The following is a 15,375-nucleotide window of genomic DNA, read 5'->3' as shown; positions in this document are numbered from 1 at the left end:
AGGCCCGCCCTGCCCCTGCCGATCCGGTGCCCGAACACCCCAAGAGCGACGAAATACCGGCGAGTGAACGGTGTTCCACCCCCGCATCGGCAGGGCAGTCCAAGCTGTCCACACCTTACTGACCTGCACCTACTCAGGATGAAAACGGCTCAGTGATCATAGACTTCATGAGCCGCCAGAGGCCTGGCACCCAGTTCGGGGGCTCCCGCCTCTGCCCAGTCTCGGCCGACCGGTGTCCGCTCGAAAACCAGTTGGTTCGCCGCTCAGGGCCGAAAGGGACGGAGCACACCCAGGCGTTGCAGCTCGACGATGTGTTCTGCTGCACGCCGTGGCGCTTCGCCACCGTTCACCAGTACTCCCGCCTCGATATTGCGCCGCGCCGCCGACTCGGTCAGGTTGGCGCTGCCCAGGAAGAGCACGCGCCTGTCGGCTACGGCGAGTTTGGCGTGCTGGCGCGAGTGCGCATGCCCGGCTGAGTCACGTTCCCAGTGCCAAAGACGCATCCCCGGTACGGACGCGAACGCATCGGCGGGCTCCCGGCCCGAGAGAAGACCACGGGCGCCTGCCAGGGTCTCGACCACGACGTGAGTTTTCACCCCCCTGGTCGCAGCCTCGGTCAGGGCCCGCGTCAACGCTGGATACGGACGGGCGGCGTACGTCATGGCGAGAAGTTCGTCACGAGCCTCATTGATGACTTCGACAAGTACCTGCGCAGTCGCCCGCACTGGCACTGCAGGCGTCGAGGGGCCGCTCCACACCGTCCGGATCTGAACCGCGTTCCGGGTACGCAGCATGGCTGCCGCATAGCCCCGAACATATGCGGCGGCCTCTGCGGCAGGAATCGACTCCGTCTGCAGTACGTCGTACAGCTTCTCGACGGCCTCACCGATTCCCGGCGTTGCCAGTTCGGTCAGTGCCCATTCCCTGCTGCGCCCTCGAGCCAGCAGTCCGGCGAGATCCTTGGCCCGGGAAATCCCCAGGGCCAGAACGACAGCTTCGGCGGCGGCCTCGAACTCCTTTCTGCTCACGGCAGCAGGGAGACCGGTGTCAGTACCTGATCCTTGTCTCCGGAGAGCGGGACCAGGAAACGACGGTCCAGGAACCGGTTACCGCGTTCGCATGTCGTCTCGGACACGAAGAGGCAGACATGGCACGCGGCACCGTGCAGATAGTCGCTCGGGTCGTGCGGCAGCCGCTCGGAGCAGAGTGGGTCTGCCGAGCAATGCGCGGCATCAGCCAGGGCACGTCGGAAGATCCGGTCGAACTCACGCTCCTCGGCAAGGGAAACAAGACCACCCAGCGTGCCTTCCGAGTCCGGAACAGCCGTGTAGATGAGGAGACCCGTCTTCGGGTTCTGTTCATCTCCCGCATAGATCCGCTCGGCGAGTGAGGCCGAGTTGTATCCACATTCGAGGGCGATCGTACGGATCAACAGGTGAGAAAGGGTGTGCAGTGCGATGTACCTCGCCCCGGGCCAGCCGTAGTAGGGGTTGAAGTCGCTCGTCTTGCGGTCCGACTTCCGGTTAGCGCGGAAGCGGCCGAAAGCCTCCCTGTGCGCCTCCATCTGCGGCGACTTCTCCACACGCGCCACCCAGTCGGCCATGAGGTCGTCCCGCACGCGCACAAAGATGCCTTCACCGCGCACCTCGCTGGCCGGAACCCAGTTCAGCACGCCACGTGACAGGTCCACTCGGTCGGCGATCTCCGGCGACTCGGGGTCGGGGGCATCGAGCCGGGTGAATCCGATCAGCGCACGCGCCTCACGCAACCGCTCGACCTGGCGGATGTCGGAGAAGAGGTCGTCCAGAGGGGTCCGCACGGAAACCTGCCTCAAGGCAAAGTCATCACTGGGCAGTGGAACAGGACCGGACAACGCGTCCCATTCAGGGCCGAACAGGTCGGCCTGGACATCGGGCGCGGAGGGAGCCGGAGCATCGACTCCCTGCTTACGCGACACGATCGCCGCGACAACCGCGTCAGCGTCGAACTCCTTGAGAAACCCGAATTTGGGCATACTGGCCATGAAGTCAAACTGGTTGCGATCGCCAATGACTTGCAGGTCGGGCCAGTGTTCGTCGAGCAGCTTGTCGATGTCCCCGCCCTGCCCCTTGGGCAAGGCCAGGGCGCTGAGAGTGAGCGGGAACCACTGATTGGACGCGCCGGCGACCATCAAAACCGAATCCTGATCGCAACCGTTCGTCGCGTACGTACCCAAGTGCGGGTGACGTCCTCGGCACCGGGGCAGGTTGTGCCGGCCACGCTCGCCCATCGCCTCACGGATATTGCGCTTCGCACCGCAGGCTACGCATTCGATGGTCACGTTGGCGGCCTGGTTGCCGCCATGGTCCTTCATTCGCAACTTGGGGCGGGGCGTCTTGGTACAGGACTGCCCGTGGTGGACGTATGCCGTGTAGGGAAACTCATCGAGATGACCCCTGGTGCAGACCAGGGTGAATCGAGCAGCCACCGCGAGAGGCTTCCCCCGCTTGCAGTCGTGGACGAACTTCGCCTCGTGCGGCGTTCGCGGATTGGAGTTGATGAAGGTGAACTCGGCCGAGTCGACCGCGGCCAGCACATTGCAGGCCGTGCAACGCAGCCATTGGGGAAACGGCGTGACGGGCACCCCCACCCCCTGCGCGGCCCATCCCTTGGGGTCCGTGTCCCCGCCCTCCAGCCAAGGGGCGGCCCGCAACTGTTCGACCTGTCCACGCCCGTAGCGCTGGAGGGATCGGTTGACGGCGGCTCGCAGCCGAGGTTCGTCGATGTCGTAGTCGGTGATGCCGGAGTAGCTCCAGGAGTCGAGCCCCTTGACGAGAACCGAGAAGTTCGGCAGATCTACGAGGGAGCCGATACCGGCGGTGAACATGAGGTGGCTGGGACGGACGGCGCCGACCCTGCGGTTGCCGTTGGTGCTCATCGCTGTCCTTTCTTGGCCGCATCGGCAGTGGCGGGTCCGAACTCGTCGCTGTCCACGGTGGCTGCCATGTCCTGGTCGCCATCGGAGTCGGTGTCGGACGCCCCGAAATTCCAGTCCGGTCCTCCACCGGAGGATTCTTCGAGAAAGGCTCCGCCGCCAGGAAGGAGAAGGTTGATCTCGTTCTCCGTCTCGCGCATCGACATTCCGACGGTGAGCTCGGTCCACTGGGTGCCGTCCGCCCTCCTCAGCAGCCCGCTCACGATCGTCGTCTTGCGCTTCTCCTTGCGGTAGCCGAGGGCTGAGCTGTTCTCATCGCGCTTGCGGCGCCATTCGTCCTTGAGTCGGTCCAGGCGTTCACTCAGGTACTGGCGAGGGCGCTCACCCCCCACGCGTTCGGCGCGTTCCAACAGACGACGTTCCACCTCTTGGGCAATAGGTCCGTCAAGGTCGACACTGTGAGCATCCAGGTTGCGAGACGTTTCGAACGACGCCTGGCGCAGCGCGGCCACATAGGTGGCGGCCACGCCCCGGTCCAGGGCCCGGCGAGTGAACGGCGTGACGGAGAGTGCCTCGACCTGACGGTAGAACGTGGCGTGGTAGTGCTCGAAGTCCTCGTAGTGCGCGAGGTCTCGGGGACGTGACCAGTTGTACAGGGTCACGACGAGGCCTGGGCGTTTGGCATCGCGGCCGACGCGCGAGGACGCCTGGATGTATTCAGCGGTGTTCTTCGGCTGACCGACGACGAGCATCAGGCCGAACCGGGAGACGTCGACACCGACCTGCAGCATGGAAGTGGCCAGGACGACATCGACTGCTTGCCTGGCGGTCGGCGTCATGGCGGCGCGTGGTTCTCGTTTCTCCTTCATGGCGGTCGCGTACTCGCGCAGGAAGGCGCGTCGCCGGTCCGAGGTGTCGCGCTCCGGATCGAAGCCGATTTCCAGGCGTTTGAGGGCAGCGCCGATGTCGGACGAGGAGATGCGCGAGGTCAGCTCCTGGATGCTGAGCATGCCCGCTCGGCTGACGATGCGATCGGACAGTGTGTCCTGGCCTCGGCGACTGCCGTTGGAGCGCACTCGGGTGGTGATGTCGTCGTCCATGTACCGGCGCATGCCCGCGAGTTCGCGGGTGGCGTTGAAGTAGCCGACGAGAGTCATATAAGGGTCTGCCGGCTTGCCGTAGTCGTCGAAGAGCTGTTGTCCGGCGAGGAGCAGGATCTCGGCGACCCGGATCTCGGCCGCCTTGAGCCGGGTTCCGTGCGCGCAAACGCCCAGGTAGCGTCGGCCGGGGTTCTCACGGCTCAGTTCGACCTGCCGGGAGAAGAAGGTGTCGCCGACGTCGAGGACCTGCGGTGGGAAGACGGCGACCTTGCGGCCGAAGACGCCGAGCACCTGATCCGCGGCCCGTTTGGTGGTCGCCGTGGATGCGACGATCTTGGGACCGACCTCGCGGTGATGACCGCGGACATCGGTGACGCTCCAGGTGCAGAGCTGATCGACGGCGGACTCGAAGAGGCCGACCATGGTGCCGAGCGCGCCGGAGATCAGGTGCAGCTCGTCCTGGATGATCAGGTCCGGGGGCCGCAGACGGTTGACCGGCTGTGCGGTGACGCCAGGGAGGTCGCCCTTCGCGTTGTGACGGCTTCCGCAGCCTGTTTTGGCGTCGAGGTCGTCGTGGCGATAGCCATGCCGTGGGCAGAGCTCGGTGACCCTGCCGAACAGCAGCCCGGCGTAACCGTTCCACGGGAGCTGGGCGAACTTGTCCACGGTGGCGATCAGCAGTGCGGGGGCGAGCCGGTAGATCTCCTCGTCGACGGTGAGGACGGGGATGCCTTCACCGGGCGATTCGCGCCGCGAGAAGGGGCAGCGGTCCTCGCCTTCGGCACGCGGACAGTAGAGCAGCACTCGACGCCGTCCCTCGTCGTACTCCATGTGGGAACGGGCCGTCAGCCCGCTCCCGCACCAGGGGCACGTGAGGACTTGCAGAACCCGGGCGTGTTTGTCGCTCGCGCTCTCTCTCGCGTCGGCGATCTGCTCCTTGGCCTCGTCGAACCAGTTGGGCGAGACCGATGTTCCGACCCAGAGCCCGATACGGAACGGAGTCGCGCCCCAGCGGACGTCCCGTGCGAACTCCTCGCGACGCAGCACCTCGCAGGCACTCACCAGCGCAGCGGCACGTTGGAACTGTTGGGCGGTCAGGAGACGCAGGGTGTAGCGCATCAGAACCCCGACGCCGGCCTCGCCGCTGCGTGCGTCGATTCCCCAGCCGAGAATGCCTTGCAGGCGTCGCAGCGCGAACGTGTAGGCGGCCAGGCCGAGGTAAGCCTCGGTCTTGCCACCACCGGTCGGAAAGAACAGCAGGTCGACGAGGGCTTCACGGCCGGTCCCGCGGTGGGCGTGTCCGGGCTGGGTGAGGGAGTCGAGATTCAGCAGGACGAAGGCGAGCTGGAACGGACGCCAGCTGGCAGCCTCCTTGCCCTTGGCGTAGACCTCGTCGTACGCCTCCTGATAGGAGCTGTTGTCGTCTTCACGACCGGCGCGCACGGCGGCGATGGCCGTGTTGCGCCGCTGGAGTGCCATGGCACGGTTGGCGAACCGGAAGGCGTCCAGGGCGACGTCGTCGGCAACGAGTCTGTCGATCCCCAGCGTTATGCGGTCGCAGATCTCCAACGCCTGCTCGATGGCGACGCCTGCCGATTCACGCAGGTCCTCCGGGAGCGAGCGGGCCTCGCGACGCTGCTGTTCGAGCCATGTGCCGTAGCCGTCGGCCAGCGGTGCGAGTGCGGCGCTGAGTTCGTTCCGGCGGGCCGGCACTGCGAGTGCGGCGAGTTCGTCCATACCGAGCTCGAGCCCGCGAAGAAGATCCTGCTCTTCGAGAGTCGGCGCGGTGGTGGCCCGGACATCGTATTCCGGGAGCCAGGTGGTGGTGAGCCGATGCGCGTTGCGCTCGCCGTCACGCACATGTGCGTGCACGGCGACATTTCGGCCCTTTGCATGGCTGAGGCTGTCCCGATACAGGAGACGGAGCCGCCGGTCCTCGGAATCCTCGGGGGCATCACCCCGGTTCGCGAGATCGAGAGGGTCGTCCACCGGAAGGAAGATCGCGGCCTGATCGTCCGGAAAGGCAGTGATGTCGATCTCGGTCTGGAAGAGCCAGTGGGCATCGCGCGCCTCACGACTGTCCTGCTGCCTGTTCACCAAGGTCAGTTCGACGACACGCAGCTCTTCGGCGCCGGCGCGTCCGACATGCTGCCGTACTTGTACGTCGAGAACAACGGCTTCGCGTTCCAGTTCGACGATCCGGCCCGCCATGCTGGTCACATCGATGTCCACGGGATGCTCGATCGGCTCGCGCGACCAGACCCTGCGGGTCGTCCCCCGATCAGTGACTTCTTCGGACTGCGTGTAACGGCCCCAACGGACATGGGCGCTGAGCGTGCCGACGGAAGCGGGAACCGTGAAGGACAACCCCATGGAGGATGCCCAGATATGGCCGGCCGCCTGCGGGGTCAGCCGGTCCCCGGGCCCCCCGTCGTCGCCCTCCTGTTCGTCGCCCGAGTCACCGTCAGCGCTCTGGGCGGCCGCGACGGCGATCTCCTCTCCGGTGACGGCCTGGGGCTGCGGCCCGATCATGCCGACGAGGTAACGGTCGCGCGGCCCGGAGGAAGCACTCGTCAGGGTCTCGATCTCTCCGTCCCAAGGCCCTTGGAGATCACGGCGGACATAGGTGACAAGTCCGTCTCGCACAGCGTACGAGTCTCCGGCACGAAAAGTCTGAGGCACTTCGTCGAGCGGGTGCGGGACAGCGGCCTGGGCAGGCTGGGCCGGCATTCGGTGGGTCCTTTCGGACAGGTCCGATGGGTCACGAGCGTGGATCGATCGTACGACAACATCAGCAATATAGACCGTTGACTCAGTTCACACAATGATTATGTGACGCTCCGTCGCTCCCGGCGGAACAAGTCTCTAGGCTGGGCTCCGACCACCGCCCACTCGCGACCCGAGGACGCCCATGCCCCGACTCGCCCTCTCCGACGACTTCGTCGCGGACCTCATCTCGCTCCAGAGGCCCGTCCAGAAGGAAGTCAACGACGCCATCCAGATGTTCCGGAGCATGACCGTCCCCCAGCTCCACGCCAGCAAGGGCATGCACCTGGAGAAGCTCGAGCGGGCACGCGATCCCCGGATCCGCACGATACGCATCACCAAGTTCTACCGGGGTGTTCTCCTCGCTCCCGACGACGGAAGCGAACTCTTCACACTTCTTCGGGTCGCCCCTCACGACGAGGCGATCAACTGGGCCTGCAAGCGCGCCTACTCGGTCAACGGCGCCACCGGAGGCCTCGAGGTGCGCAACGTCGAAGCCCTCGAGCAAATGGAGACCTACTTCGAGACGAAGGCGGTCGCCACCCCTGCCCGTCTCTTCGAGGAGTACTCCGACACCGTGCTGCGCGACCTCGGCATCGACGACCAGGTCCTGCGCCTGGCACGTGTCTGTGTCACGGCCGACGACCTGACGGTCATGGCACCGCCCATGATGCCGGCCGATCAGTACGAAGTCCTGGAGTACCTGGCCGCCAAGTACTCACCCGAAGATGTGTGGGAGCAGCTGATCGCTCCGCGCGGACAGACCGTGCGCACGGCGGAGGACCGGCCGACGGTCACCCTCACCGAAGCAATTCTCAACACGCCGAACCGCATTGTGGAAGTGACGGGCCCCGGGGAGCTGGAACGCATCCTCACCGAGGACCTCACCCGCTGGCGGATCTTCCTCCACCCGGCTCAGCGCAGATACGCCTATCACCCAGGCTTCAACGGACCCGCTCAGGTCACCGGCGGCCCGGGCACCGGCAAGACGGTCGTCGCCCTGCACCGCGTTCGGCATCTCCTGCGTACCGGCCGTGAGGGCGACCGGATCCTGCTGACCACCTTCACGAACGCCATGGCGGCTGCTCTGCGGGACAGCCTGGCGCTCCTGCTCGGCGACGCGGACGCCCACCTTCTGGAACGCGTCGACGTCACGACGGTGGACTCCCTCGCCGCCCGGGTCATCCGAGAGGCGCGGGGTAGTTCACCGAAACCTCTTTCGGTCACCGCGGAGAAGAGCGCCTGGACACGTGCCACCGCACGTGAGGAACTCCCTTGGCCTGAGCAGTTCCTATCCCAGGAGTTCCGCAACGTCGTCCTGGCCCAGGGCCTGCGTACGCCCGAGGAGTACCTGCGCTGTGTACGACGGGGGCGCGGTACTCAGGTGGGACGGGTACAAAGAGCCCGGCTGTGGCGCGTGATGGAACGGTTCACCGCAGATCTCGCCTCCCGCGACTCGGCGACGTATACCCAGCTGTGCGACCAGGCCGCGAGAATCCTGGCCGACGACGGACCTCGCTACCGCCACGTCGTCGTGGATGAGGCCCAGGACCTCCACCCGGCCCAGTGGCGGGTCCTTCGTGCCTGCGTGGCCCCTCAATCGGACGACATGTTCCTTGTCGGCGACCCCCATCAGCGGATCTACGACTCCCGCGTCTCGCTGCGCTCGCTGGGGATCAATGTGCGAGGACGCACGTCCCGGCTTCGCCTCAACTATCGCAGCACAGAAGAGATCCTGCGTTGGTCCGCGTCCCTGCTCGACGGTCAGCCCGTGGGACGTCTCGGTGAGGACGACGACGATGACGGTGGTCGGGATTCGCTCCGGGGCTACCGTTCCCAGCTGCACGGCCGAACCCCGGCAGCTCACGGATACGGTAGCCAGGACCAGGAGCTTCGGGCGCTGATCGAGCAGATCCGGACCTGGATCGAACAGGACGGCGTGAAGCCGTCCGAGGTGGCGGTGTGCGCACGGTTCAACACGCTGGTCGACGCGGTCATCGCACGCTTGCGGCGGGAGGGCATCCCGGCGGTCGCGGTCAAGGACGACCCGGGACCGGGGGTGTCGGGCGTACGAGTAGCCACGATGCACGCGATGAAGGGGTTGGAGTTCCGCTGCGTGGCTGTAGTGGGCGTGACGTCGAGTGTGCTGCCTTTCGCCCCGCACATGACGCCGGCCGACGTGGATCCCGTACAGCACCAGTCGGATCTGTTGGCCGAACACTGTCTGCTGTTCGTGGCGTGCACCCGGGCTCGCGATGCGCTGGCCATCACGTGGAGCGGTGAGCGGAGTCGCATGCTGGACCCGGTCGCCGGCTGAGAAGCACAAGCCCCGCTGTCCGAACCGCCATGCGGTTCGGACAGCGGGGCTTGTGGGTAGACGCAGATACTCCGGGTCCTCGTCCAGCCTTGGCCCAGGTCCTCAGATCCGGATCTCCCGGACGACGATCGTGTGCGTCTTGTCTTGAGAGGCGTCGTACGAGATTTCACGTCCCGGCGGCTGCCACATCAGCGCGTGGCCCAACGGAGACGACGGTGAAACGATGTCCGCCTCGTCCGTGGACAGTTCCGCGACTGTGTACAGGGTGTCGCCATCGACCTGCCCGTCGAACTCGAGGACGAGCAGCGCACCAGGAATCACCACCTTCGGGATGTCCGACTCCCGCCCGACACGGACGGCGTCGAGGAATGTCCGCAGGAAACCAAGACGCTTCGTACGACGATCACGCTGATCGGCCTGCGTCTTCCTGAGGAAGACGAGGTTGGCCGCGTCCATGCCGTCGGGAGTCTCGTCCGGAGCATCCACAGCGGCCTGCAGCTCCTGCATCTCACGGACCAGCCGCTGAAAGGCAGCGGCGGGAATCTCCTGAACGGGGAGAGAACTCTGTGCGGCTCGGAGTGGCGCCTGTCCTCGCTGCGGCGGCATGGATGCCACGGGCCGTGAGGCGGGGCCGGCTGCCGGTGCCGATGTCCGCACGGGCGCCGAGGTCCGGGCTCTCCCCTCTACCGGAGCCGCCGCGGAGGGCGCCGCCTCCCGTGCAGGAGCCGGCGCGGATTCACGCGGATCCCTGGGCTCGAAGATTGAATCCTCCGACCGGGTCGACACGACCGCAGCCGCCTGGGCATCAGCCCGCGGGCTGATGCCCTCCGCGACCTCGTACGCCCGGATCTCGCTCCCTCGGTTGTCCCCAGGCGGATCGCCGACCGGCGAGGCCTCGGTCTGCGCATCCTGGGACGGAGGGGTCAGCTCCTCCGTCTCTTCACGGACCGGCTCGATTCCCAGCCGTTCAAGCTCAGCCCAGAGCGGCGCGAGCGCCTGTTCGCGGTCGAGGTGGAATCGGCTTCCGCGGATGCGGACGAAGGTCCAGTCGACGCGCTCCAGATCACGCTGTCTGGCGGCCGCAGTCGATGCGTCCTCGCCCTCCGCGAAGGCGTCGCCGTCGCAAGCGACGGCGAGTCTGCGTGTGCCGCCCTCGACCACCAGATCGATGGAGTGCCGGCCGACCCGGTACCCGGGCCGCACACGGTAGTCGCGCGCGGTCAGTTCCAGGTACACCTGCTGCTGGAAGAGGCTGTCGAACGCTTCGTGCCGTACGTCCGCGAGCACTTCGCCGTTGACCGCAACGGAGTCCTCCTCCGCGGGCCGTGTGAGGTGGTCGAGCCACTGTCGGCGCAGGTCGTTCTCGTGGAACTGTTCGGTACGCGCGCTGTGGAAGACCCATACCTGGTCCTGGGCGCGGGAGGCGGCGACGTTGAGCCGTTGCTCGTACGTCTTGCCGTTGAAGCCTCCCGGCACTGTACCGGCGGCGGTGGTGGCCGAGTTGACGCAGGAGATGAACATGACGTGGCGTTCGTCGCCCTGGAAGTCCTCTGCGTCGCCGACCCGGATGCGCCGTTCCTCACGCTGCTCGTAATCAAGACGTTCGGCGAGCAGGTTCTCCAGTTCCGCCAAGTGCCCCTTGCTGGCACGGAGGCTGATGACACCCATGGTCTTCCCGTCGTACGCGGGGTCGGCGCAGCAGCGCACGATCGCGTCGACGAGCGCTTCGGCCTCGGCGGTGTTGGCCAGTCGGGCATTGCTCCCGAAGGCTTCGCCGTCCTCGACATACACGGTACGGACCGGGGCCAGCCGATCGGCACCGTACTGCCGCAGCGGCTGCAGTCGGCCGTTGTAGCAAAGCTCGTTGGAGAAGGAGATGATCTCCGGCATGCACCGGAAGTGCTCCTTGAGCATCAACGTGCCGCGGCCCGCGGAAAGCGCCTCCGTGAGATCGAAGAAGCTGGACTCGGGCCCGAAGAGGCTGCGGACATCCGGCTCGAGTGAGGTGAGCAGCCGGTCCCTCAGATGGAAGTACTCGTCCTGCTTGAGGCCGACATTGGAGGGGCTGACCTGCTTGCTGTCGCCGACGACGACCATCCGGTCGGCGAGCCAGCTCAGCAGCATGGCCTCCAAGCCGGACTGGCTGGCTTCATCGACGATGACTACGTCGAACATGCCGGGGCGGTCCATGGGCACGGTCTCCGCGACCTGGTGCAGCGGCATGATCCAGGCCGGCACCGCTGTCTGTGCCTTCCGCAGTGCGGCCTGTGCGTCACGCCGATAGCGGTGCTGGTACTTGCCTTTGATCCGGCGGGCGGCCTGCTGGTACGCACTGAGCGCTCGCGACTGGTCACCGGTGAGCAGTCCGAGGCAGCGGTGCCAGGCACGGGCGGCGGCGAGTCTCGCGAGCATGATGCGTGCGTCGTCATCGGCCTCCGTCAGCCGCTTGCGCAGGGAGCGCTCTGCCTCAGGATCGGTGAGCCGCTCCATGCGGTCGCGCCACGCGGACCAGGCCCAGGACTCGGCGAGGAGAGGCAGCCGTGCGTCCCACACACCATCGTCCGGGGTGTCCGTGATCCGCTCGGCGAGTGAGGGAAACGCTTCCTGCACACGGTTGCGTGCCGCGTGCTGTTCGGCCCGGAGCCGGGCGGCCTCGCGGACTTCGGCGATCTCGTGGCTGAACTCTCGGTAGCCGTCGGGGTTCTGGGCGCGCACGGCGTCGAGCGCGCGCGTGACGGCGGGCGAGACACCCGGCCGGTCGCTCCAGGCGCGCAGCAGTTCCTCGGTGTCCGCGATGACCCGGCGCGATTGTTCTGCGGCGCGCAGTGTGGTGGCCGCGCGCAGGAGGGCTCGTACTGCGTTCTCGACGGACTGGTCGTGCCAGGTGGCGACGGTCAGTACCGGCGACGTCGCGGCGGCGGTGAGCACGTCGGTGCGGGCGGCGGCAACTGCGAGAAGCGCCTCCAGGACCTCGGCCTGCTGCCGCAGGCGAGCGAGTCGCGGACCGTGCCCCTGCCAGGCGCCGGTGGGGCTTCCCCACTCGGATTCGACCTGAGCCAGGCGCAGTTCGAGCTGCACGCGTGCAAGGACGACAGCCGCCGTTTCGGCGTCTTCCGGGGCCCGCCCGTCGACCCGGACGGCCTCCACGAACGGGCCGGCAGCCTTGGCCAGTTTCGAGCGGATACCGAGCGGGCCGCGCAGCTTCTGCCCCTGGCCGAGCCCGTCGTGCAGGGTGGTGGCCTGGCCGAGCGCCACAGCAGGGTCGTACTGCTCAAGGCCGCTGACCATCGCGGTACCCAGTGCGGAAAGCGAAGCATCGACCGCCGCGAGAGTCTCGGTGACAGCCGCCTGTCGGCTGCGAGCCTGCCAGTCCTGCCCCGCGTTCACTTCCTTCAGAAGCGCCACGGCCCACTCTCCGGCCGCGGCGGCCAGCGACGCGGCACGGGCACGGGCGGCGGTGAAGGCGTCGAGAGCCGTCGAGAGCCGCTGCTGTTCGGCCTTTGCGAGACCGCGCACAGCAGTGTCGTACTCCTCACTCAGCGGATCCTGCCGCACCGCCGCGTGCGCTTCCTGCGCGGACCGCGCAACAGAGACAGCTTCCTCGAAGTCACCGGGACTCGGCAGTTCGGAGGGGCCCGGGACCTCGGCCGCCAGGGCCTGGTGGTGCGGGGTGAACGCCCGCGTGGTCCGGAGGAGGCCAAGAACGTCGTCGGCGCTCAGCGTGGGTTGCTCCTGCGGGACCTGGCCGAGCCACTCGTACTTCTCGGCCTCGGCGGTGAGGCGTTCTGCAATCTCCTGAAGGCTGCCGCTGTAGTCGCCGATCTCCACTTCGAAGCCATGGGTCTCCTGCTCACGCAGCACGGCAAGGTCGCGCAGCATGGTCTGCTGGGCGGACCGGGCTGCGGCGAGTCGTGTCTGCAGGGTACGGATCTCACGCTGCGAGGCCTTCTGGTCGTAGCCGGCGTACTCGCTGAGGATCTTCTGCACCGAGGCCTCCAGCTCGCGCTGGGCGGCCGCGCCGTCCTCGGTGCGGCTCACGCACAGGTCACGGATGGACTCCGGCAGCTTGTCGCGCAGCACGCGCAGGGCACGCGGAGTATGGCTGGTGATGAGGACACGCTTGCCCTGCGCAAGCAGGTCCGTCACCAGGTTGGCGATGGTGTGCGTCTTGCCGGTGCCAGGCGGCCCCTGTACCACGACGAGGCGGTTGGCACGCAGACGTTCGGCGATCGTGCGCTGCTCCTCGTTGGCGGGGAGCGCGAAATACATCTCGCCGGTGTCGGTCTCCGTCCCGTCGTCCTCGGCTGCCGCCAGGTCGGCGGCGGTCAACGCCCCGTCGCGGCCCGCGATGTAGCCGAGCAACTCGGTGGGAGGGGTGCCACCGTCGATCTGGCGGGCGATGGCCTTGAGAGCGTCCATCGTGGAACGACGGTTCCGTTCACGCAGGACGAGTGCAGGGGTGAGCCCCACCTGCGGCACATCGAGGGTCCGCGGTTTGGCGCGCTCCACGGTCGGCAGGTAGCTTCCGGCGCTGTGTGCGGCGTTGACCCAGCTGCGCAGGGCAGTGTGCAGAGCTTCCAGATGTTCGGGATCGGTCACATCGGAGGCGTCTTCGAGTACCTGGACGATTCCCTCCCGCACGGGCCCCGGGACATGCTGGGCCCCTTCGAGCATGCCCTCTTCCAGTTCCAGACCGACGCCGGTCGGGTCGGGAGCGGCAGTGAGCGTGCCGGTGGACGGGTCGAGCTGGATGGTGGCCCGGTGGGTGACCAGGTGCCGCTCCACACGCTGGCCACTCGACGTCTGCCAGGTCAGTCGGCCGAGCCCAAGCACGAGTTCGTATGCTTCGCCCAGGTTGGCGGCGTCCTCGTGCATCTTGTGAAGCCGGTCGTACAGCTTCACGAGGGGATCGATCGCGCGCCGCCGCTCCGCCCACGCGAGCCATTCCTGTTCCCAGGTGGCGTACAGCTTCTCGATCTTCTCCCGCTTCGGGTGTTCGTCGAGCTCGTGATAGGCCTTTTCGAGCGGTATCCCCTGGGACCAGTCCGGGAACTCCGGCTCGATCCGCCGACGCAGATGCGGAGCGCGGGTCTGCTTGAAGTCCCGGATGCGCGTCTCGTCCACCCACGGCGCGAGCAGCGTCTTGGGGTGAGGAGCATCCTCTCGCTCAGGGCGCACTACGGTCAGCCAGGCCGGGTCGTCTGTCGCGAGCACCCCGTCGAGCATCATCTCGACGCCAGGCTCGTCGGGCAGCTCCTCGAACCACACGGTGCCGGCCGCGCCGTCGAGCGTGCGGACAGGGCGGGCCTTCGATTCCTCTGCCTCGGCGAGGAAACGAAAGATCTGACGGACTCGCGCGGCGTCGGTCTCGTCGGCGGACAACTCCGCCGCGCTGGTGGGCAGGGCCTGCCGTCCAGGACCGGTTGGCTGTGACGGCACACCCCCGAGCACTGCCCGGGCCGGAACCCGGGGGTCATGCCCGCCGGCAACGTGGTCGTCCCTCGCGGAATCCGGTTCCGCGTCCGCAAAGAGAGACTGCTGCTGTTCGCCGAACAGCGCCGCTTGGTCGGGGAGCGGCGTCGGCGTGGCTCGCCCGGCCGCCGCGGGAGTGACGACATGAACCGGCGGCAACGCCGTGGTGAAGGTGACGCTCTCGCGGTCGTGTCCACTCGGGAACCGCACCTCGATGTCCAGCTCCGCGGCAGTGCCGGCGGGAATGCTGTAGGCCCAGGTGGCCGAGATCCTGCGGCCCTTGCGCAACGTACCTTCGAGTTCGTCGTCGAGTACTTCGGTCTTGTAATCCTGTACCTGACGGCCCGTCTTGCCGTACGGCCCGCTTCGGACGAGCAGGCTGATTCCGTCGACGTCGATCGGTTGTCCGGTGCCATTGCTCAGATGCAGGGTGCACCGGACCACATCGTCGCCCTGCCGGTACCCGTAGGAGTCATCAGGGTCGACGAGCTCATACGACACGACGTCGTCGACTCGAACGTACAGACCATCGTCATACTGGTAGACGGAGCCGACCTGCCGCATACCGTCGCTCAGCCCACTCTTACCCTGGCTCACGCGCCACCCCACTGCTCCTGAGGGCCACATGGTGACCCGCCTTGTGAAATCCCGCCCCGGCCACCCGAGATACGAACGCAACGCGCCCCCCGGCGCGCCATCTCGAGTGTGAACTGAGCACACGGACCGAGGGTACCAGGAGCGCCGCCCGGGCAACCCCGTTACGGAGTCCCACAGGCGCATCCCGTCGCCGCAGCGCCGAGAAGACG

At 67.1% G+C, this 15,375-nt stretch carries 5 protein-coding genes; 1 reads left to right on the top strand and 4 read right to left on the bottom strand.

What is annotated here, in order from left to right:
* Nucleotides 1-263 precede the first annotated feature (263 nt).
* From drmC to drmA, 3 genes are read right to left on the bottom strand one after another with little or no spacing between them, the layout of a single operon-like run.
* Nucleotides 264-1,028 (bottom strand): DISARM system phospholipase D-like protein DrmC, encoded by a 765-nt coding sequence (gene drmC, locus AAFF41_RS38750; protein WP_343325453.1) that lies wholly within the window; start codon nucleotides 1,026-1,028, stop codon nucleotides 264-266.
* Nucleotides 1,025-2,917 carry a DrmB family protein gene (gene drmB, locus AAFF41_RS38745; RefSeq protein ID WP_343325452.1) on the bottom strand — a complete coding sequence of 631 codons (1,893 nt, stop codon included), beginning with the start codon at nucleotides 2,915-2,917 and terminating at the stop codon, nucleotides 1,025-1,027. The genes drmC and drmB overlap by 4 nt, the downstream gene beginning before the upstream one ends.
* Nucleotides 2,914-6,660, bottom strand: a complete 3,747-nt coding sequence (gene drmA, locus AAFF41_RS38740; protein ID WP_425526195.1) for a DISARM system helicase DrmA — start codon at nucleotides 6,658-6,660, stop codon at nucleotides 2,914-2,916. The genes drmB and drmA overlap by 4 nt, the downstream gene beginning before the upstream one ends.
* A 265-nt stretch (nucleotides 6,661-6,925) precedes the next feature.
* Here drmA and AAFF41_RS38735 point away from each other — a divergent pair, with 265 nt between their 5' ends.
* Nucleotides 6,926-9,097, top strand: coding sequence for a UvrD-helicase domain-containing protein (locus AAFF41_RS38735; protein WP_343325450.1), 2,172 nt, complete (start codon nucleotides 6,926-6,928; stop codon nucleotides 9,095-9,097).
* A 102-nt stretch (nucleotides 9,098-9,199) separates the two neighbouring features.
* On the opposite strand, the gene AAFF41_RS38730 is transcribed toward AAFF41_RS38735, so the two are convergent.
* The gene (locus tag AAFF41_RS38730) at nucleotides 9,200-15,166 is read right to left on the bottom strand and encodes an AAA domain-containing protein (protein ID WP_343325449.1); all 5,967 of its coding nucleotides are present in this window, start codon (nucleotides 15,164-15,166) and stop codon (nucleotides 9,200-9,202) included.
* Between the last annotated feature and the right edge of the window lie 209 nt (nucleotides 15,167-15,375).

Source organism: Streptomyces mirabilis, from assembly GCF_039503195.1.
Taxonomy (GTDB): domain Bacteria; phylum Actinomycetota; class Actinomycetes; order Streptomycetales; family Streptomycetaceae; genus Streptomyces; species Streptomyces mirabilis_D.
Note: the sequence above shows the minus strand (reverse complement) of the source record. Positions and strands in the feature narration are given on the sequence as shown.